Origin of the sequence: Streptomyces sp. S.PB5, assembly GCF_030403745.1 — a bacterium.
Taxonomy (GTDB): Bacteria; Actinomycetota; Actinomycetes; order Streptomycetales; family Streptomycetaceae; genus Streptomyces.
In genome coordinates this window covers 851,832-872,298 of sequence record NZ_JAQMWP010000001.1, presented here as the reverse complement: position 1 = coordinate 872,298, position 20,467 = coordinate 851,832, and the positions used below count along the sequence as shown (strand labels likewise).

The following is a 20,467-nucleotide window of genomic DNA, read 5'->3' as shown; positions in this document are numbered from 1 at the left end:
GATGTCCCCGACCGCCTACGACCCTACCTCCCTGAGGCTCCCTGAGTGACATCGAGATGCCGCATACACGGGCAGGCGGTCCGTACCCGCCAGTAGGGGTACGGACCGCCCGGGTCGAAAGACCCTGTCGCTCGAATCGGTTACGGAGAGTCGGTCACCGTTGACCGGTGTTCACCGGCCGAGTGCGGCGAGCGCCTTTCCGAACAGTGCCTTGCGGTCGGCCGCCGCGGTGACGTGCTCCAGGCCGAAGCCGAGGAGCACGGTGTCGTCCGTGGTGACCGCGCCGTAGGTCTTGAACAGCTCTCCGGTGCGCGCCCAGTCCCGTACGACCGCCGGGCTGCCGGCGGGCGGTCCGGGGACGCTCCAGGCGCCCAGCGACGTCTCGAAGCCCTCGGCCTCGGTGGCGTTGCCGCCGATGACGACGGACGCGTTGTCGGCGAGGACGCCGCGGCCGCCGGATCCGGGGTCGGTGATGTAGCTGAGGGAGATCTCGACCGTCTTGCCCGCGTAGGCGGAGAGGTCGAACTCGACCGGCTGCCAGCCGGCCGAGGCCCCGGTGAAGCTGTTCCACTGACCGCTGGTGCCGGTGGCCGTGCAGGCGCCGTCGCCGTCGCCGAGGGTCAGATACCGCTTGAGCGCGGGGTGGGCCGCGATGAAGTACCCGGCCTCGCACTCCACTGGAACGGCGGTGCTGGTCTTGCCGTTCTTCTCCGGCAGCGTGGTCCAGTCGTCCGCCCCGGCCGTGTGCGCCTCCAGCACCGCGTGGTCGTATCCCTCCTCGGTGTTCCACAGCAGGCGGGTGCTGAGCGTGGGTGCCTGCGCGGCGGTCACCGAGGTGAGGTCGATGGTGCGGGTGAGGCGGTTCCAGGCGTAGTCGCTGTGCGTGACGGCGGCCATGGAGGAACCCTCGTACGGGCCGTACGGGTTGGCCGTGCCCGGGTAGAAGCCCGCGCCCGCGCTCGCGAACTGCGGGAAGCCGGCGACCGGCAGGGTGTCCGAGGTGACGCTGAACGACCCGGCCGTGTCGAGCGGGTTGCCCGGGGCCGCCCCGAGCGGTCCACCGGCTCCGGCGAGCTTGCCCGAGCCCTGGAAGGCGGTGACGCCCGGCAGGGACGTGCGGGTGAAGGCGCCGAGGTAGTACTGGCTGAAGTCGTTCGACAGGGTGCCCCCGCCGAGGTCGACGCTGCCTCCGGCCCGTTCGCCCGCCTCGATCAGCTTGCCGCCCTCGTTGAGGAACGCGCGCAGCTGGAGCTGGGTGGCGTTGCCCGGGACGCTCGCGCCCGTGTAGTGGACGACCGTCTTGAAGTGCTTCAGCACACCGAGCGCGTCCGGCGCGCCCTGGGCGGCGACGTCCCAGACGACCGCCTTGCGGCCGTTGGCCTTCAGCGCGTCGACGTAGGTCTGCGCCTGTGTGGCGGTCGCGCCCTCCTCGGCGACCACGAGCGTGTCCGCGCGCGGCCGTTCGGCGACCGTGTACGTGAAGTGCTCGCTGGAAGTGGGCTTTCCGCCGCGCGTCTCGCCGGTGAACCACACCTCGACCTTGTCGCCCGGATCACCGTCGGCGACCTTGGCGCGGTACTCGTCGAAGTAGAGGTTGTCCTCACCGCCGAAGGTCTCGCCGCCCTTCCAGGCCCTCAGCGCCATGTCCTCGACCCGGCCGCCGTTGACGCGGTACTTGAGCTCCTTGTCGCGCACGGACTTGCGTACGACGACGGAGACTTCCTGGTCCGCGCCGCGCGAGTACGACGTGGCGAACGTCTTCGGGGTGAAGTCGGCGGCCTTGAGACCGAGCGCGGACTTCGGCTGGTCGGGCCGCCCGGCGGACTCGGCGACGGAGAGCGCGAAGGGGATGTTCTTCTCGAACTCCGCCTGGATCAGCTTCTCGTCGTCCGGGAAGTTGAAGACCGACTGGCAGTCGGCCGCGTTCCACTGGTCGTCCGGGTAGAGGTTCGACACGGTCTGGCAGGTCGACATCTCGGGGGTGAACATCGCCAGGCCGTTGACGTTCGACGCGTGGCCGTCCGCCTCGCCGTTGGTGGTGTACAGCTCCGAGGAGACCTGCGGCCGGTAGCCCGGGACCGCGGAGTTGTCCGGGGTGCCGGCGAGCGCCTTGTAGAGGACGTCGTCGGGGGTGTCGGTGGCCACCTGCCAGCCGACCCCGTAAAGGAGGAGTTCGGCGGCGGAGTGGTAGTTGATGCCGTACGTGAAGCCGATCCGCTTCTGGAGGGCGTCCAGGGCCTTGGTCTCGGGCTCGGAGGCCGGGCCCGCGCCGCGGTAGGTCTCACTGGTGGGGTTGGGCGACGAACCCTCGTTGTCGTAGCCCCACTTGTAGGAGAAGTTGCGGTTGAGGTCGACACCGTCACCGACGGCGATGCTCCCGTCGCCGTTGTTGTCGCGCAGGTTCTTGCGCCACAGACGGGTGTCGTCGCTCCGGAAGGTGTGGTCGTAGCCGTCGGGGTTGGCCGAGATGACGAACCACAGCTCGGTGGAGTCGACGATCTTCTTGATGCGCTTGTCGGTCCTGTAGTTGTCGACGTAGTGGTGGAGCAGTCGCCTGGTCATCTCCGGCGTGATCCACTCGCGCGCGTGCTGGTTGGACAGATAGAGGACCGAGGGTTTGGCGCCGTCCTTGGTCTTCTTCGCGTTCTTGGTCAGTTTGAGCGCGAGGATGTCCTGGCCGTTGACCGTCTTCCCGATGGACACGACCTTGGTGAGGCCCGGGTTCTGCCGGCCGGTGCGGAGGATCTCCTCCTTGATGTTGCCGGCCCCGCTGTACGGGCGGAACACCCCGTCGGCGGCGGCGTCGACCCGGGCCTCGGCCTTGGCGGAGAGGGTGTGCTCAGTAAGCTCGACGCCCTGTTTCTCCAGCTTGTCGGCCTGTTTGTCGGTGAGGTAGACCTCGACCGTCGCGGTGCCCTTGGCGGGTACCTGCTCGCTCAGTTCATGGCCGTCCTGGCCGGCCGCCAGCAGCAGGGGTACCTGCTTGTTGGTGACCTCGGCGCGGAAGACCTTGATCTCGTCGGGTTCGGGAGAGGCCGCGCTCTCCGCGGCCTGGGCGATGGGCGCGAGGCCCGCGCCGCCCAGGAGAAGTGCACCAACGGCGAGGATCGGTCTCGCTCTTCGTCTCATGTGCCCCCCTTGCGTTTGTCCGCCACAGCAGCGAACACATGCCAGGCTCATGACAGTTCATGATCCAGTCAAGGGGGCCCCAAACACAGACCGACGCCGGTACCGACACTCCGATGGAGCATCGGCACCGGCGTGGTGACGGTTCGTCAACCAGGCTTTTCAGCCCACGAGGTTGTCGGCCATCTCCTCGGTGATGCTGGACTCGGTGCCCGGGATGCCGAGATCCTGGGCCCGCTTGTCGGCCATCGCCAGCAGCCGACGGATACGGCCGGCCACGGCGTCCTTGGTCAGCGGCGGGTCGGCGAGCGCGCCCAGCTCCTCCAGGGAGGCCTGCTTGTGATCCATGCGCAGCCGGCCGGCGGCGGCGAGGTGCTCGGGCACGTCGTCGGCGAGGATCTCCAGGGCGCGCTGCACCCGGGCTCCGGCGGCGACGGCCGCGCGAGCCGAGCGGCGCAGGTTGGCGTCGTCGAAGTTGGCGAGACGGTTCGCCGTCGCGCGGACCTCGCGGCGCATCCTGCGCTCCTCCCAGGCCAGCACCGACTCATGGGCGCCGAGCCGGGTGAGCAGCGCGCCGATCGCGTCGCCGTCGCGGACCACCACCCGGTCCACCCCGCGGACCTCACGGGCCTTCGCGGCGATGGAGAGCCGGCGGGCGGCGCCGACCAGGGCGAGCGCGGCTTCCGGACCCGGACAGGTCACCTCCAGGGAGGAGGAACGGCCGGGCTCGGTCAGCGAGCCGTGCGCCAGGAAGGCCCCGCGCCAGGCGGCCTCCGCGTCACAGGTGGCCCCGGAGACGACCTGCGGGGGCAGCCCCCGGATCGGGCGGCCCCGTCCGTCCACCAGTCCGGTCTGCCGGGCCAGCTGGTCACCGCCGGCGACCACGCGCACCACGTAACGCGAACCGCGGCGCAGTCCGCCCGGTGCCATCACGATCAGCTCCGAGCTGTGGCCGAAGATCTCCAGGATGTCCCGCTTGAGCCGCCGGGCCGCCATCGCGGTGTCCAGCTCCGCCTCGATCACGATGCGCCCGCTCACCAGGTGAAGGCCGCCGGCGAACCGCAGGATGGCGGAGACCTCCGCCTTTCTGCAGCAGGTCCGGGTGACGGGGAGCCGGGAGATCTCGTCCTTCACCGCTGCCGTCATCGCCATGGGCCGATCCTTCCATGCATCCGAAAAATACGGTCGTACGCGGCGGCCAACAGCTCCGGGTCGTGCCTCGGTGTTCCGTCGGGCCGGGCCACCGGCGCCAGCTCGACCGCGGCGCCGAACCTCTTGGCGGCGTCGGTCAGCGAGTCGCGGTCGGGCACGGCGGCCTGGTCGGCCAGCACCACGTCCAGGGCGAGTTTAGGGGCGTGTCGTCCCAAAACCTCCAAATGACGCTGCGGGGAGAAGCCTTCGGTTTCTCCGGGCTGCGGGGCGAGGTTCAGGGAGAGTACCCGGCGCGCCTTCGTCTGGATGAGGGCGTCCAGGAGCTCGGGCACCAGCAGATGCGGGATGACCGAGGAGAACCAGGAGCCGGGGCCGAGCACCACCCAGTCCGCATCGAGGACGGCGGCGACCGCCTCGGGAACGGCGGGCGGGTCGTGCGGCACGACGTGCACGGACTGCACCTCGCCCGGGGTGAGGGCGACGGTCGCCTGTCCGCGCACGGTGTCCACGTCGTCGGGCCGGTCCGGGTCGTGCCCCTTGACCAGGGCCTGCAGCTCCAGGGGTACGGCGGACATGGGCAGCACGCGCCCGTGCGCGCCGAGCAGCTTGCCGACCAGGTCGAGAGCCTGGACATGGTCGCCGAGCTGCTCCCACAGGGCGACGATCAGCAGATTGCCGACCGCGTGCTCGTGCAGGTCGCCCTTGGAGTGGAAGCGGTGCTGGATGACCCGGGCCCAGGTCTGGCCCCAGTCGTCGTCCCCGCACAGCGCGGCCAGCGCCTTGCGCAGATCGCCGGGCGGCAGGACGCCCAGCTCGTCACGGAGCCGCCCGCTGGAGCCGCCGTCGTCGGCCACGGTGACGACGGCGGTGAGGTCGCCGGTGATCCGGCGCAGTGCGGCGAGCGAGGCGGACAGGCCCATGCCGCCGCCCAGGGCGACGACCTTGGGCTGGGCGCCCCGGCGGCGCGGTCTGGCGCCGCGGGCCTCCACGGGCCGGGTCGCGCGTCCCTCGGGCACGACCCGGCGCAGCCTGCTCAGCCGCGGAGAACGTTCTGTCATTCCCGTCCCATGTCCCGGTGTACGACCACCGTCTCCACGCCCTGGGAGGCGAGTCGGGCGGCGAGCTTCTCGGAGGTGGCGACGGAGCGGTGCTTGCCGCCGGTGCAGCCGACCGCGATGGTCACGTACCGCTTGCCCTCGCGGCGGTAGCCGGCCGCGATCAGCTGGAGCAGCTCGGAGTAGCGGTCGATGAACTCCTTGGCGCCGGGCTGGTTGAAGACGTACGCCGACACCTCCTCGTTGAGGCCGGTGAAGGGGCGCAGCTCCGGGACCCAGTGCGGGTTGGGCAGGAAGCGCATGTCCACGACGAGGTCGGCGTCGACGGGGAGGCCGTACTTGAAGCCGAAGGACATGACGGTGGCCCGCAGCTCGGGCTCCTCCTCGCCGGCGAACTGGGCGTCCATCTTGGCGCGCAGCTCGTGCACGTTGAGGCTGGAGGTGTCGATGACCAGGTCGGCGTCGCCGCGCAGCTCGCGCAGCAGCTCGCGCTCGGCGTCGATGCCGTCGACGATGCGGCCGTCGCCCTGGAGGGGGTGCGGGCGGCGCACCGACTCGAAGCGGCGGACCAGGGCCTCGTCGGAGGACTCCAGGAAGACGATCCGCCGGGTGACGTGCTTGGCCTCCAGGTCGGCGAGGGACTCGCGCAGGTTGTCGAAGAAGCGGCGGCCGCGGACGTCGACGACGACCGCGATCCGGGCGACATTGCCCTGGGAGCGGGCGCCGAGCTCCACCATGGTGGGGATCAGCGCGGGCGGCAGGTTGTCGACGACGAACCAGCCGAGGTCCTCCAGACACTTGGCGGCGGTCGACCGGCCGGCCCCGGACATGCCGGAGATGATCACCAGCTCGGGGATGGCCGCGTCGGGGATCCCGGCGGCTTCGCCGGTCGTGCCCGTGCTCGTGCCCGTACTCACCTGTGCTCCGTCTCCGCCTTGGCTCTCTCGGCCTTCGTTCTCGTTCACATTCATGTCTCCTGCCCCCGTCGTTCGTCCGGGGCGCCCGTCCGAAGGGGCTCCCCACTAAAACCCATGGTGCCGGGTTCCTCTTCCATGATCTCTCCGGTGGCCGTGTTCACCGCAGGAGCGGGCTGTGCCGCCTCGCTGAGGGCCACGGCAATGGTCTCGGCCGTTTTACGGCCTATGCCGGGGACCTCGCAGATCTGGTCGATGGTGGCAGAGCGAAGTTTCTTCAACGAGCCGAAATGTTTCAGAAGTGCCTGCTTACGGGTGTCCCCGAGGCCGGGGACGTCGTCCAGGGGGCTCGACCGGAAGCGCTTGGCCCGTTTGGTGCGCTGGTAGGTGATCGCGAAGCGGTGGGCCTCGTCGCGGACGCGCTGGAGGAGGTAGAGGCCCTCGCTGGTGCGGGGCAGGACCACCGGGTCGTCCTCGTCGGGCAGCCAGACCTCTTCGAGGCGCTTGGCGAGGCCGCAGACGGCGATGTCGTCGATGCCGAGCTCGTCGAGGGCCTTCTTGGCGGCCGCGACCTGCGGCTGGCCGCCGTCGACGACGAGGAGCTGGGGCGGGTAGGCGAACTTCTTGGGGCGGCCGTCCTCGTTCTTGAGGCCGCCGTCCCCGAGCTCACCGTCGGGCAGGTTGTCCACCCACTCGCCGGTCTTCTCCTTCTCGGCGAGGTACCGCTTGAAGCGGCGCGTGATCACCTCGTGCATGGAGCGGACGTCGTCCTGCCCCTCGCCGTGCCAGATTTGCGTGTCTCCGACACGACCCGTGATCTGGAACCGCCGGTACTCGCTCTTGCGCTGCAGCCCGTCCTCGAAGACGACCATGGACGCCACGACGTCGTCGCCCTGGAGGTGGGAGATGTCGAAGCACTCGATGCGCAGCGGGGCGCTGTCCAGGTCGAGGGCCTCGGCGATCTCCTCCAGGGCACGCGAGCGCGTGGTCAGGTCGGAGGCGCGCTTGGTCTTGTGCAGGGCGAGGGCCTGGAGGGCGTTGCGCTCCACGGTCTCCATGAGCGCCTTCTTGTCGCCGCGCTGCGGGATGCGCAGCGAGACGTTCGACCCGCGGCGCCCGGTGAGCCACTCCTGGACCGGCTCGACGGGTTCGGGCAGGGCCGGGACGAGGACCTCCTTGGGGACGGAGTCCCCGGTCTCCTCGCCGTAGAGCTGCTGGAGGGCGTGCTCGACGAGGGCGCCGGTGGTGATCTCCTCGACCTTGTCGGTGACCCAGCCGCGCTGGCCGCGCACGCGTCCGCCGCGGACGTGGAAGATCTGCACGGCGGCTTCGAGCTCGTCCTCGGCGACCGCGATGAGGTCGGCGTCGGTCGCGTCGGCGAGCACGACCGCGTTCTTCTCCATGGCCTTCTTCAGGGCCTGGATGTCGTCGCGCAGGCGAGCGGCCCGCTCGTACTCCATCTCCTCGGCCGCCTCCGTCATCTGCTTCTCCAGGCGGCGCAGATACGTCCCGGTCCGGCCGGCCATGAAGTCGCTGAACTCCTCGGCGAGCTCGCGGTGTTCCTCGGCGGAGACCCGGCCGACGCAGGGGGCCGAGCACTTGCCGATGTAGCCGAGGAGGCAGGGGCGGCCGGTGCGGGCGGCGTTCTTGAAGACACCGGCGGAGCAGGTGCGGACGGGGAAGACACGCAGCAGCAGGTCGACGGTGTCGCGGATCGCCCACGCGTGCCCGTACGGCCCGAAGTAGCGGACGCCCTTCTTCTTGTGACCGCGCATCACCTGCACGCGCGGGAACTCCTCGTTCATCGTCACCGCGAGATACGGATAGCTCTTGTCGTCGCGGTACTTGACGTTGAACCGGGGGTCGTACTCCTTGATCCAGGAGTACTCCAGCTGCAGGGCCTCGACCTCGGTGGACACCACCGTCCACTCCACGGACGCGGCGGTGGTCACCATGGTGCGGGTGCGCGGGTGGAGGCCCGCCAGGTCCTGGAAGTAGTTCGCCAGGCGCTGACGCAGGCTCTTGGCCTTTCCGACGTAGATCACCCGGCGGTGCTCGTCGCGGAATCGGTAGACCCCGGGAGAGTCCGGGATCTGCCCCGGCCTGGGGCGGTAGCTGGAGGGATCGGCCATGTCTCCCACCCTACTGGCGGGGGCTGACAGTCCGGCGGGGCTGTGGACAACGGCCGGGCGGCTCCCATCCGGAGCGGACGGCTCCGGCCTGGACGGACGGCTCCTATCTGGACTCCAGGAACGTGAGCACGGCCAGCACCCGGCGGTGGTCGTCGGTGTCCTCGGTGAGGCGGAGCTTGCCGAGGATGCTGCGGACGTGTTTCTCGACGGTGCCCTCGGTGACCCACAGCCGGCGTCCGATGCCGGCGTTCGAGCGGCCCTCCGCCATGAGGGCGAGGACCTCCTGTTCACGGGAGCTGAGGTGGGAGAGGGGGTCGTCGCGGCGCTGGGCGGTGAACAGTTCGTGGACCAGTGAGGGGTCCACCACCGAGCCGCCCTTGGCGATGCGGTCCAGGGCGTCGATGAACTCGTCGACGACCGTGACCCGGCTCTTGAGCAGATAGCCGACCCCGCGTCCGCCCGCCAGCAGCTCCAGGGCGTCCTCGACCTCGACGAACGCGGACAGGACGAGGATGCCGGTGTGCGGGTGGCGTTCGCGGATGGTGCGGGCCGCCTTGAGGCCCTCCGTGGAGTGGTCGGGCGGCATCCTTATGTCGACGATCGCGATGTCGGGCCGCTCCTCGTCGACCAGTTCCAGGAGCCGCTCGGCGTCCCCCGCCTGGCCGAGCACCTCGTACCCGACCCGCTCGCACAGGCTCGCCAGGCCCTCCCTGAGCAGGATGTCGTCGTCGGCGAGGACGACCCGTCCCCGCACCTGCCGCCGCGCTGCGTCGTCCATGGCCCCGGCTCCCCTTGCCCCGACCGTTCGGTGCGCGCCCAACAGCCTGCCCCACCCATGGGGTTACGGCTAGCCGGAAGCGGAATTGGGGGCTTGCCGTGACGACATGCGGACGTGGGCGAGCGATTCTCGTACCAGTGCGATGCAGAGGGACCGGCCGCTCCGGGCGAGGAGCGGCGGGTCGCGGGACCGAAGGGTTGCGGAACATGCGGCGGACACGGATCGAGAGGCCACGGCGGTCCACCCGTGTCCGTCCCGGCACCGAGGACACGTACGGCCTCGATGACCTCCTCGATCCCAGGGACCCCGACATAGTGCGCGCCAAGCGCGTGCGGCCGGCACGGCACGGCGGCGGCGACCGCCTCTAGGACCGGACGGCAGCCTCTCCGTCCGAGACGACCGCCCGGTGCGTACGCGACGTCACCAGTCCGAGGTCCCCCGCCCGGACAACTCCCCCCGCGTGCGCGCCGGGCGGTCACATGTCCGTCGGGGGCGGGTTCAGCGGGAGCCGCACCCCCATGGTGGTGCCCTCCCCCGGCGGGCTGCTGACATCGAGTTTCCCGCCGATCGCCTCGACCCGGTCGATGAGCCCGATCAGGCCGGAACCGCGGCCCGGGTCGGCGCCTCCGACACCGTCGTCGCGGATGACGAGCTCCAGCCACTCGTCCCGGATCCCGGCCTCGACGCTCACCACGCGCGCGTGCGCGTGTTTCGCGGCGTTGGTCAGGCACTCCGAGGTGACGTAGTACGCGGCCACCTCCAGTGGTTCCGGCAGCCTTGTCGTCGGCAGTTCCAGGTCGAGTACCACGGGGACCGCCGAGCGGCGGGCCAGGGAGCGCAGGGCGGGGCCCAGGCCGCCTTTGGAGAGGATGGCCGGGTGGATGCCGCGGGCCACCTGGAGCAGGTCCTGGAAGGCGTCGTCGAGGCCCTTGCCGACATGGGCGAGCTGCTCGGCGAGTTCCGAGGAGGGGTCCGTCAGCAGCGACTCGGCCAGCCGCAGATCCAGCTGGAGGGCGACGAGCCGCTGCTGGACCCCGTCGTGCAGATCGCGCTCGATCCGGCGCCGGGAGGCGTCCGCGGCGGCCACCACGCGCGCGCGTGACGCGGTCAACTGGGCGCGGCTGTCGGCGTTGGCGATGGCGGCTGCCACGAGTTCGGTGAAGTCGGCCAGCCGCGCCTCGGTGCCGCCGGGCAGCACGTCCAGCGGGGAGGCCGCGAGGACGTACCCCCACAGCCGGTCCTCGACGACGATGGGCGCGCCCACGGCGTGGCCGACGTGGGCCGCGCGCCGGGTCCGGGAGATCTCGCGTATCGCCTTGCGGCCCGCCTGCCGACGCGTCGCCCTGGTGGTCCGCTCCAGTCTTTCGGGGAATCCGAGCACGGTGCCGAGGACGGTCTGGCTGCCGTCGGGTTCCTGCCGGAGCACGGCCGCGCTCGTGTTCAGCAGGGCCCCGACCTCCTCCGCCACTCTCGTGAACACCTTGGAGGGCGCAGCGCCGCGGGCCACCAGGGTGGCGACCCGGCGCAGCGCCGCCTGCTCCAGGGCGGCCCGGCGGCTCTCGGTGACATCGCGGGCGGTGGCGTAGACGAGCCCCTCCTCGGGGACCGGCCGGGCGCTCCACTGGAGCCGGCACTCGGTGCCGTCGGCGCGCCGGTAGCGGTTCTCGAACTCGGCCACCGCGACACCGTTCGCGAGCCGGTCGAGGGAGGCGCGTGTGCCGTCCCGGTCGTCCTCGTGCACGAACTCGATGTACGGCCTGGACAGCAGTTCCTCGGCCGAGTATCCGAGCGTCCGTTCGAAGGCCGGGTTGACCCGCTTGAAGTAGCCGTCGACCCCGCTGATGCAGAGCAGGTCGAGGGAGAGGTTGAAGATGCTCTCCACCTCCTGCTCGGCCTTCTCCCGCCGCCCGTGGGCCGCCGCGAAGGACGCCATGGTGCCGTTCATCCCGCGGAGCAGCTGGGCCCACGTGCCGCCGAAGGAGGCGACGTCGGCCCGGTGTTCGAGCCGGTTGGCGTCGATCGCCGAGTTCATGGTCCGGATCTCCCCGGCCAACCGCTCGGTGGTGACCCGCAGTTCGCGGAAGGTGTCGGCGACATCGCCGAGTTCGTCGCGGCCCACGTACCGGATGTCGTACGAGAGATCCCCGGACGACAGGGCCCGCGCGCCCTCCGAGACCTCGCTGAGGGGGCGGGTGATGGACCGGCGCAGGGTCAGGGCGAGGACGGTGACGGCGACGAGGACGGTCAGTGAGACAGCGAGTTCGCGCTCGACGCGGCTCTCCGCGGTGTGACGGTCGCGGGCGGCGATGACGGCGAGATCGCGCGCGGCCCGGTCCTGGATGTCGCGCAGGCCGTCGATGCGGGCCTTGGAGTCGGCCAGCCAACGGTCGTACGAGGGCCAGTGGGCGGTGTCGGGGTCGGACGCGCCGAGCGTCTCGCGGACCGTGTGCACGGCCCGGCCCGGGGCCTGGAACTGCACGGTGTGCAGCTGCCCCTTCAGCTGGCCCGAGGTGTTCTGCTCGAAGTTGTCGAGCTCGGCGGCTTCGAGGGCGGGCCAGCGTCCGGCGACGGTGGGGCGCCGGCCGGCGGGGGCGTCGAGCAGGACGGCCAGCTCCACGCGCTCGCGTTCGGCGGCCTCGATGGCGCGGATCAGCGCGATGTGGGCGTCGGCGGCGCGGCCCGACTCCCGGGTGGGCCGCTCGGATTCGAGGAGGGCGGCGTTGTCGAGAAGGATGTCCTCGATCCCCGCGTACTCCTCGCCCATCGCGAGGGCGTCGAGGGAGGCGGTGCCGGTCTGGACGCGCACCGCGTGCAGCCCGCGGCTGACGCCGTCGAGGACAGCGGCGACATCGGACTCGGACCAGGAGGCGGCGCGGCCGGTGGCCCGGTCCAGCGCGCGGCCGGCGACCCGCTCGGCGGCGGACCGTTCCGCCAGGGAGGTCCGCGTGGGGCGCAGCCTGGCCTCCACGGCGGCGATGCGCTCCCGTGCGACGGAGTCGGAGAGCTCGGTGATCGAGAACGACAGCCCGGTCGCGGTGTGGAAGGTGCGCAGCTCGCGGGCCTCGTGCCACTGGGCCACCGCGCTGAAGGCGGTGAAGACCAGCAGCCCGGTCACCGGCAGCAGGACGAGCAGCATCAGCTTGCGGCCGACGCGCAGACGGGACAGGAGCGATGGCCGGCCCTGCCGCGCGGACGGTCGTCCGGACTCCCCCGGCCGGCCAGTACCTCTGGCAGGTCCGGTCCGGGGCGGCGGGGAGCGGCGGCGCACGGTCGGTCCTCAGCGGCCGGTGGGCGGGTGGTACCGATGGTCCGCGAGGTCCTTGTCGACGGCCCGGGCCGCCTCGTCGAGGGCGGCCTTCACGGGGGCCCGGTCGGACATGATCCTCGCGAAGGCCCGGGAGAAGACGTCGGTGATCGCCGGATAGGCGGGCGTCCGCGGCCTGGGCCGGGCGACCCCGGCCGTCAGCTGCTCGATGAACGGATGCCCGGCGCCGTCGCTGCCGTACGGGGTGGAGCGCTTCACCGCGCTGCCGGTGGCGGGGATCCCGCCGTTGTCGGCCTCGCTCATCCGGTGAACCCGGTCCGGCTCCAGCAGACAGGCGAGGAAGCGCCGTACGGCGTCGCCGTCGGCCGCGCCCGAAGTGACGCCGTAGACGAGCCCGATGTGGACGGGCGTCCGGTTGCCCGCCTTGCGGAGGGTGTGCAAGACGCCGGTGAACTCGTCCGAGGTCCAGGTGCAGTGGATGCCCGTCGGGATACGGATCCCGGCCTTCTTCAGGACCGAGGGCCGCGCATAGAGGCCCAGTCCCGAGTCGAAGGTGCCGATGCCGTTGGGGCCGTCGAAGTCGAGCAGGTCCGGCAGGTCCGGCAGGTCCGGCAGATCGCCTCCGGCCGCGGCGGCGGTCACCAGGGGCGGTACAACGAGCTGTCCGGTGCCGTCGCGCCTGCCGTCACAGGGGGTGTCGGAGGCGGCCTTCACACGCCCCTTGCCGCCCTCGTCGTCGCCCCCACTGCAGCCGGCGACGGGCAGCACGGCGCGCAGAACGCAGACCGGGATCAGCCTCGCCTTCATCGCGCACCCCCGCTCGACCGGACGACCTCGGCCTTTTCAGGGCAGTCCACATGCTACCCCCGGTGATGCGCCGCTGCGCTGAGTGAGCGGGAACTGCCCGATTCGGCAAGGGACTTCAGCACTTTCCAGGTGCCCGGAAGCAACGCGCGTCGACTCTTTCCGGGTAGCTGGAAAGCGCAATCACCTGCCTGTTGGGACGCTGTGGGACATGTCCATGCGCTGTCTTCTCGTCGATGACAGCATCCGTTTCCTGGAGGCCGCGCGCACGCTTCTGGAGCGGGACGGAATATCCGTCGTCGGCGTCGCCATGTCAGGTCCGGAGGCTCTCGCGCGGGCCGCCGAACTGGCCCCGGACATCGTCCTGGTGGATCTCGATCTGGGTGGGGAGAGCGGCTTCGACCTGGCGGTACGACTGGCCGGCAGCGTCTCGTCCGTGATCATCCTGATCTCCACGCACTCCCTGGACGACTTCGAGGAACTCGTGGCCGCCAGCCCGGCCCGCGGATTCCTGCCCAAGTCCGCGCTGTCCGCCCGGGCGATCAGAAACATACTCGGCAACGACGGTACCGTCGCGCCGACTTGACATTCCCGGCCACACTCCCGGCCGGGAGTGCGCGGCTGTTGGGCATGAGGTGTTGTCGGGACTTGGTCAACACGCTTCAATGCGGGGGAACTCGGGACCGTGAAGAACGGCGTACGGATGTGAAGATGCCCCGGCCCCGGTGCGAATCCGCGCGAACGGTCTGACCAGCCGTCGCGAACACACAGAAAGGCCCCTGCATGCCGCACGCCACACAGCACGCGGACGTCGCCGCCGTCGCCTCCGCGGAACTGGACACGGCCCTGCGAGGCGGCCCCTTCCATGTGGCCCTGCGCGCCGCGATAGCCGCCCGTGGTCTGCCGCTCCAGCGGGTGCAGCACCATCTCTCCCGCTACGGGGTCAAAGTCGGTGTCACCAGCCTGAGTTACTGGCAGCAGGGTGCGCGCCGCCCCCAGCGCCCCGAGTCGCTGCGCGCGGTGCGGGCGCTGGAGGAGATCCTCCAGCTGCCGGAGGAGTCGCTGATCAGGCTGCTCGCCGAGACCGAGGAACAACACACCGCAGGCCAGCGCCCCGCCGTCCGCTCCTACCGTTCCCTCGTCGAGGCCTCCGGAGTCCTGGAACGGCTGCTGGCCGAGCTGGACTCACCGCGGGACGGCGGGCTGCACACCCTCGGCCATCATGAGCGGGTGCGGATCGGGAGCCGCCGGGAGCTCCTGGGGCGCGAGTCGCACCACATCGTGCGCGCCCACAAGGACGGCGTCGACCGCTTCATGGCCGTCCACCACGGCGACCCGGGATGCGCGCCGGAGCGTATGCAGGTGCACGCCCTGGAGAACTGCCGCACGGGACGCGTCCGCCTCCACCACGAGACCGGGGTGCTCGTCGCCGAGCTGCTCTTCGACACCCGGCTGCGGGCCGGCGACACCTTCCTGTTCCGCTACGGCGTCGAGGACGGCACGGCCGGCGTCTCCCGCGAGTACGTCCGCGGCTTCGGTCCCTCGGGCGGGCAGTACGCGCTCCAGGTGCGGTTCGACGAGAACGCGCTGCCGGTCCGCTGCCACCGGTTCGCCCAGCACTCGGCGGCGGCCCCGCGCAGCGGGCGCCAGGAGCTGGCGCTGACCGGGCTGCACCGCTCGGTGCACATCGTCGAGCCGCGGGTGCGGACGGGGATCGTGGGGATCGGGTGGGACTGGGAGTGAGTGCCCGGGCGGAGGCACGGGTTTGACCGGTTCCAGCTGACGTAAACGCTTGCGCAAGCGTTTACGCGGATCGGCGGATGGGATACGTTCCCGGTCTGAGGGGTGCCCAGGACGAGGGGACGGGACGTCATGCCGACGATGGCCGATGTCGCACGCAGCGCGGGCGTCTCCGTGGCGACCGTCTCCCATGTACTCAACGACACCCGGCCGGTCCTGCCGCACACCCGCCAGGCCGTCCTGGACGCCATGGACGAGCTCGGCTACACGCCCAATACCCTGGCCCGCTCGCTGGTGACCTCCCGCACCCGTTCCATCGGGCTCGCGGTGTCGGCGATCAGCAATCCGTACTTCACGGAGATCCTCCAGGGAGTCGAGGCAGCGTCTCTGGAACACGGCTACAGCCTGCTCATAGCCGACCCGCACGACGACCCCGTCCATGAGCGCAAGGTCGTCCAGCTCCTGCACGAGCGACGCGTGGACGGCATGATCGTCGCGCCGTCCGCGACACCGGGCGACCTCCTCGCCTATCTCACCCGGCACGAGGTACCGACCGTGCTGCTCGACCGCGTCGTCGACGACCCGCCGCCGCGCTTCGACCAGGTCTGCGCCGAGAACACCGCACCGACCGGCGAGCTGGTCACCCACCTCGCCGGGCTCGGCCACCGGCGGATCGGCCTGGTCGCGGGGCTGCCCGGGCTCAGCACCAGCAGCGAGCGGATCGCCGGGTACCGCGCCGGCCTGACGGCCGCGGGACTGCCGTACGACGAGAAGCTGGTCGTCCATGGCGACTCCGCGTCGGCCGGTGCCGAGCGGGCGACCGCCGCCCTGCTGTGCCTCGACGAGCCGCCGACGGCCCTCGTCACCGCCAACAACGCGATGACCCTCGGCACACTGCGCGCCCTGCGGGACCGCGGGCTGGCCGTGCCCGACGACATCGCGCTGTGCTGCTTCGACGACTTCGCCTGGGCCGACCTCTTCTCCCCCCGGCTCACCGCGATCGCCCAGCCCAGCAAGGAGATCGGGGCGCGAGCGGTCGCGGTGCTGCTGGAACGCCTGGCCGAGCCGGACCGCGCCGCCCGGACGGTCCGTCTGCCGTGCGCCTTCGTGCATCGCACGTCGTGCGGCTGCCCCGAGAAGGCCGCGGCGCCCGAACTCCCGCTGCCGGACGGCCGGTTGCATACGCCCGTCTCCCCCGCCGTCGTGGAACGGCCTCGCAAGCCCGAGAAAGGAACCCGCTCGTGATCGTCGTCGCCGGTGAGGCCCTCATCGACCTGGTGCCGCAGGGCACGGGAGCCCTGGCGGGGCTGACGCCCGCGCTCGGCGGCGGCCCGTACAACACGGCCGTCGCCCTCGGCCGCCTCGGCTCCCCCACCGCCTTCTGCTCCCGTACGTCGTCGGACGCCTTCGGCGAGGCGCTGCTCGACGGGTTGCGTCGGGCGTCGGTGGATGTGTCGGCGGTGCAGCGCGGACCGGAGCCGACCACGCTGGCGGTCGCCACGATCGACGCGCGGGGCTCGGCCGCCTACTCGTTCTACGTCGAGGGCACCGCGGACCGTCTGTTCGCGGCCCCCGGCTCCCTCCCCGCCGGCACGCGCGCGGTGTCGTTCGGCACCTGCTCGCTGGTCCTGGAGCCGGGGGCGAGCGTGTACGAGGAGCTGATGCGGACCGCGGCCGCGCAGGGCGTGTTCACCGCGCTCGACCCGAACATCCGGGCCGGGCTGATCCCCGATCCGGACGCCTACCGGGCCCGGTTCAAGAGCTGGCTGCCCTCGGTGTCCCTGCTCAAGCTGTCCGAGGAGGACGCGCTGTGGCTGGGCGGCACTCCCCGTGAATGGCTGGCCGCGGGCCCCTCGGCCGTCGTCATCACCCAGGGCGGGGACGGTCTGACCGCGTTCACCCGGGACGGCTCGGTGCACGCCGTACCGGGCGAGAAGGTCGACGTCGTCGACACGATCGGGGCGGGCGACACGGTGAACGCGGCCCTGCTGCACGGCCTGTCCGTCCGGGACGCCCTGTCCGCCGAGGCGCTCGACGGGCTGGGCCGCGACGGCTGGACCCAGCTGCTGCGGTTCGCGGCCCGCGCGGCGGCGATCACCTGCTCACGGGCGGGGGCGGAGCCGCCGTACGCCTCCGAGCTGGACTGACCGCCGCGTGGTCGCGCGCGAGCGGCCCGGTACCGCGAGTTGATGCGCAGGCCGTCTCATCTGCAGGCCGCTCTCACAGGAACGGGGCCGCCACGCACCGAGTCGATCGGTACGTGGCGGCCCCGGCCGTCCGTCGGACAGTGCCCTCGTGGCGGGCCGTGCCCGTCAGGCCTTGCGGGCCCGCGTCGCCTTCTTCGCGGGTGCCGCCTTCTTCGTGGCTCCGGCCACCTTCTTGGCCGGCGTGCTCTCGGCGGCCTTGGTCGCGGTCGTCCTGGCGGTGGCCGTCTTCTTCGCCGTCGACTTGGCGGCGACGGTCTTCTTGGCCGCGGTCTTGCGCGGGGCCTTCACCGAGGAGGCATCGCTGATCCGGTCGGCGCCGAGGATCTCCCGCAGGAACTTGCCGGTGTGACTGGCGGGGACCGCGGCGACCTCCTCGGGCGTGCCCTCGGCGACCACGAGTCCGCCACCGGCGCCGCCCTCGGGGCCCATGTCGACGATCCAGTCGGCGGTCTTGATCACATCGAGGTTGTGCTCGATGACGATGACCGTGTTGCCCTTGTCGACCAGGCCCGCGAGGACCTTCAGCAGCTTGCTGATGTCCTCGAAGTGCAGACCGGTGGTCGGCTCGTCGAGGACGTAGACCGTCCGCCCCGTGGACCGCTTCTGGAGCTCGCTGGCGAGCTTCACACGCTGGGCCTCACCACCGGAGAGGGTCGTCGCGGACTGGCCGAGGCGGACATAGCCGAGACCCACGTCGTTGAGCGTCTTCAGATGGCGGTTGATCGCCGGCACGGCCTCGAAGAAGTTCATCGCTTCCTCGATCGGCATGTTCAGGACCTCGGCGATGGACTTGCCCTTGTAGTGGACCTCCAGGGTCTCCCGGTTGTACCGGGCGCCGTGGCAGACCTCGCACGGGACGTAGACGTCCGGGAGGAAGTTCATCTCGATCTTGATCGTGCCGTCGCCCGCGCAGTTCTCACAGCGGCCGCCCTTGACGTTGAAGGAGAAGCGCCCGGGCAGGTAGCCGCGGACCTTCGCCTCGGTGGTCTCGGCGAACAGCTTGCGGACGTGGTCGAAGACGCCGGTGTACGTCGCCGGGTTGGACCGCGGGGTGCGGCCGATGGGCGACTGGTCGACATGGACGACCTTGTCGACCAGGTCGTCGCCGTCCACGCGCGTGTGCCGTCCCGGAACGCTCCGGGCGCCGTTCAGCTCGCGGGCCAGGTGCGTGTACAGGATGTCGTTGACCAGCGTCGACTTGCCGGAGCCCGAGACACCGGTGACCGCGGTGAACACACCGAGCGGGAACGAGACGTCGATGTCCTGGAGATTGTTCTCCCGGGCGCCGTGCACCGTGAGCCTGCGGGACGGGTCCTGCGGGCGGCGGATGTCGGGCAGCGGGATGGCCTTCTTGCCGGACAGGTACTGCCCGGTCTGCGACTCGGCGTTGGTGAGCAGCTCCTTCAGGGAGCCGCTGTGCACGACCTTGCCGCCGTGCTCGCCCGCGCCGGGGCCGATGTCGACGACCCAGTCGGCGACCTTGATGGTGTCCTCGTCGTGCTCGACGACGATGAGCGTGTTGCCCATGTCGCGCAGCCGGACCAGGGTCTCGATCAGCCGGTGGTTGTCGCGCTGGTGCAGACCGATGGACGGCTCGTCCAGGACGTAGAGCACGCCGACGAGGCCGGAGCCGATCTGGGTGGCAAGGCGGATGCGCTGGGCCTCGCCGCCGGAGAGGGTGCCGGCCGCGCGGTTGAGGGAGAGGTAGTCCAGACCGACGTCGACCAGGAACTTCAGCCGCTCGTTGACCTCCTTCAGCACCCGCTCGGCGATCTTCTTGTCGCGGGCGTTGAGCTTGAGCTCGCCCAGGAAGTCCGCGCAGTCGCTGATGGACATCCCGGAGACCTCGGCGATCGACTTCCCCATCACCGTGACCGCGAGGACGATCGGCTTCAGGCGCGTGCCCTGACAGGTCGGGCAGGGCACCTCGCGCATGTAGCCCTCGAAGCGCTCCCGGCTGGCGTCGCTCTCGGACTCGCTGTGCCGGCGCTTGACGAAGGGGACGGCGCCTTCGAAGGGCGTGGTGTAGACGCGCTCGCGGCCGTACCTGTTCCGGTAGCGGACCTCGATCTGCGTCTTGTGGCCGTGGAGCAGGGCCTTCTTGGCGCGCTGCGGCAGCCCGGCGAAGGGGATGTCGGTCCGGAAGCCCAGCGCGTCCGCGAGGGCTCCGATCAGACGGCCGAAGTAGTCCTTGGTGTGGCCGTGCGACCAGGGGTGGATGGCGCCCTCGTCGAGGGACTTGTCCTCGTCCGGGACGATCAGCTCCGGGTCGACCTCCATGCGGGTGCCGATGCCGGTGCACTCGGGGCAGGCGCCGAAGGGCGAGTTGAAGGAGAAGGAGCGGGGCTCCAGCTCCTCGAAGGACAGGTCGTCGTAGGCGCAGTACAGGTGCTCCGAGTACATGCGCTCGCGCTCGGGGTCGTCGGCGGGCAGGTCGACGAAGTCGAGCACGACCATGCCGCCGGACAGCCCGAGGGCGGTCTCGACGGAGTCGGTGAGGCGGCGCTTGGCGGTGTCCTTCACCGTGAGCCGGTCGACGACCACCTCGATGGTGTGCTTCTCCTGCTTCTTCAGCGTGGGCGGCTCGGAGAGCTGGATCGTCTCGCCGTCGACCCGCGCGCGGGAGTAGCCCTTGGTCTGGAGGTCCGCGAAGAGGTCGACGAACTCGCCCTTGCGCTCGCGCACCAGCGGCGACAGGACCTGGAAGCGGCTCCCCTCCGGCAGCTCCAGGACCTTGTCGACGATGGCCTGCGGCGACTGGCGCGTGATCGGGCGCCCGCACTCGGGGCAGTGCGGCTTGCCGATGCGTGCGAAGAGCAGGCGCAGGTAGTCGTAGACCTCGGTGATGGTGCCGACCGTCGAGCGCGGGTTGCGGGAGGTCGACTTCTGGTCGATCGAGACCGCCGGGGAGAGGCCCTCGATGAAGTCGACGTCCGGCTTGTCCATCTGACCGAGGAACTGACGGGCGTACGAGGAGAGTGACTCCACATAGCGGCGCTGGCCCTCGGCGAAGATGGTGTCGAAGGCCAGGGAGGACTTGCCCGACCCGGACAGGCCCGTGAAGACGATGAGCGAGTCACGCGGCAGGTCGAGCGAGACGTTCTTCAGGTTGTGCTCGCGCGCGCCACGGACGATGAGACGGTCGGCCACGCCGGTCCGCACCTTTCTTGAGAGAAGTGACAGGGGCGAGGCCCCCGTGCTTTCTCACACTAGGGGGAGCCACTGACAACGCCGGTCGGATTCCCGAATGGGACAACAATCCCGAGCCATCCAGCATGCCCGACGCCGCTCCCG

At 70.9% G+C, this 20,467-nt stretch carries 14 protein-coding genes; 5 read left to right on the top strand and 9 right to left on the bottom strand.

The genetic code is table 11. The annotated features are described in order from the left end of the window. Positions 1-171: 171 nt before the first annotated feature. From PH203_RS03925 to PH203_RS03900, 6 genes are all read right to left on the bottom strand, one after another. Positions 172-3,129: a M14 family metallopeptidase gene (locus PH203_RS03925; protein ID WP_289916053.1), complete on the bottom strand. Its 2,958-nt coding sequence runs from the start codon at positions 3,127-3,129 to the stop codon at positions 172-174. A 159-nt stretch (positions 3,130-3,288) separates the two neighbouring features. Continuing rightward, positions 3,289-4,278, bottom strand: a complete 990-nt coding sequence (gene whiA / locus PH203_RS03920) for a DNA-binding protein WhiA (protein WP_030039584.1) — start codon at positions 4,276-4,278, stop codon at positions 3,289-3,291. Continuing rightward, positions 4,269-5,336, bottom strand: a complete 1,068-nt coding sequence (yvcK, locus tag PH203_RS03915; protein WP_289916045.1) for a uridine diphosphate-N-acetylglucosamine-binding protein YvcK — start codon at positions 5,334-5,336, stop codon at positions 4,269-4,271. The genes whiA and yvcK overlap by 10 nt, the downstream gene beginning before the upstream one ends. Next, positions 5,333-6,304: an RNase adapter RapZ gene (gene rapZ, locus PH203_RS03910; protein ID WP_289916043.1), complete on the bottom strand. Its 972-nt coding sequence runs from the start codon at positions 6,302-6,304 to the stop codon at positions 5,333-5,335. Before rapZ ends, yvcK begins: the two co-directional genes overlap by 4 nt. Then, positions 6,301-8,379, bottom strand: a complete 2,079-nt coding sequence (gene uvrC, locus PH203_RS03905; RefSeq protein WP_289916042.1) for an excinuclease ABC subunit UvrC — start codon at positions 8,377-8,379, stop codon at positions 6,301-6,303. The genes rapZ and uvrC overlap by 4 nt, the downstream gene beginning before the upstream one ends. 103 nt (positions 8,380-8,482) lie before the next feature. Beyond that, positions 8,483-9,157, bottom strand: a complete 675-nt coding sequence (locus tag PH203_RS03900; RefSeq protein ID WP_289916040.1) for a response regulator transcription factor — start codon at positions 9,155-9,157, stop codon at positions 8,483-8,485. A 206-nt stretch (positions 9,158-9,363) separates the two neighbouring features. Between PH203_RS03900 and PH203_RS03895 the strand changes: the two genes are divergently transcribed. Beyond that, entirely contained in the window at positions 9,364-9,525 is a 162-nt protein-coding gene (locus PH203_RS03895; protein WP_289916039.1) for a hypothetical protein, read from the top strand. A 107-nt stretch (positions 9,526-9,632) separates the two neighbouring features. Here the strand turns inward: PH203_RS03895 and PH203_RS03890 are convergent, their stop codons facing one another. Further along, entirely contained in the window at positions 9,633-12,293 is a 2,661-nt protein-coding gene (locus PH203_RS03890) for a PAS domain S-box protein (protein ID WP_289916037.1), read from the bottom strand. Positions 12,294-12,434: 141 nt separating this feature from the next. Next, positions 12,435-13,229: a hypothetical protein gene (locus PH203_RS03885; RefSeq protein ID WP_354671231.1), complete on the bottom strand. Its 795-nt coding sequence runs from the start codon at positions 13,227-13,229 to the stop codon at positions 12,435-12,437. Between the two features lie 208 nt (positions 13,230-13,437). Here PH203_RS03885 and PH203_RS03880 point away from each other — a divergent pair, with 208 nt between their 5' ends. From PH203_RS03880 to PH203_RS03865, 4 genes are all read left to right on the top strand, one after another. Then, entirely contained in the window at positions 13,438-13,812 is a 375-nt protein-coding gene (locus PH203_RS03880) for a response regulator (protein WP_289916035.1), read from the top strand. A 197-nt stretch (positions 13,813-14,009) separates the two neighbouring features. Next, positions 14,010-14,969 carry a hypothetical protein gene (locus PH203_RS03875; protein ID WP_289916034.1) on the top strand — a complete coding sequence of 320 codons (960 nt, stop codon included), beginning with the start codon at positions 14,010-14,012 and terminating at the stop codon, positions 14,967-14,969. Positions 14,970-15,098: 129 nt separating this feature from the next. Further along, entirely contained in the window at positions 15,099-16,211 is a 1,113-nt protein-coding gene (locus PH203_RS03870) for a LacI family DNA-binding transcriptional regulator (protein WP_289916033.1), read from the top strand. Beyond that, positions 16,208-17,113 carry a carbohydrate kinase gene (locus PH203_RS03865; RefSeq protein ID WP_289916032.1) on the top strand — a complete coding sequence of 302 codons (906 nt, stop codon included), beginning with the start codon at positions 16,208-16,210 and terminating at the stop codon, positions 17,111-17,113. The genes PH203_RS03870 and PH203_RS03865 overlap by 4 nt, the downstream gene beginning before the upstream one ends. Before the next feature lie 165 nt (positions 17,114-17,278). On the opposite strand, the gene uvrA is transcribed toward PH203_RS03865, so the two are convergent. Beyond that, the gene (gene uvrA, locus PH203_RS03860; protein WP_289916030.1) at positions 17,279-20,323 is read right to left on the bottom strand and encodes an excinuclease ABC subunit UvrA; all 3,045 of its coding nucleotides are present in this window, start codon (positions 20,321-20,323) and stop codon (positions 17,279-17,281) included. Between the last annotated feature and the right edge of the window lie 144 nt (positions 20,324-20,467).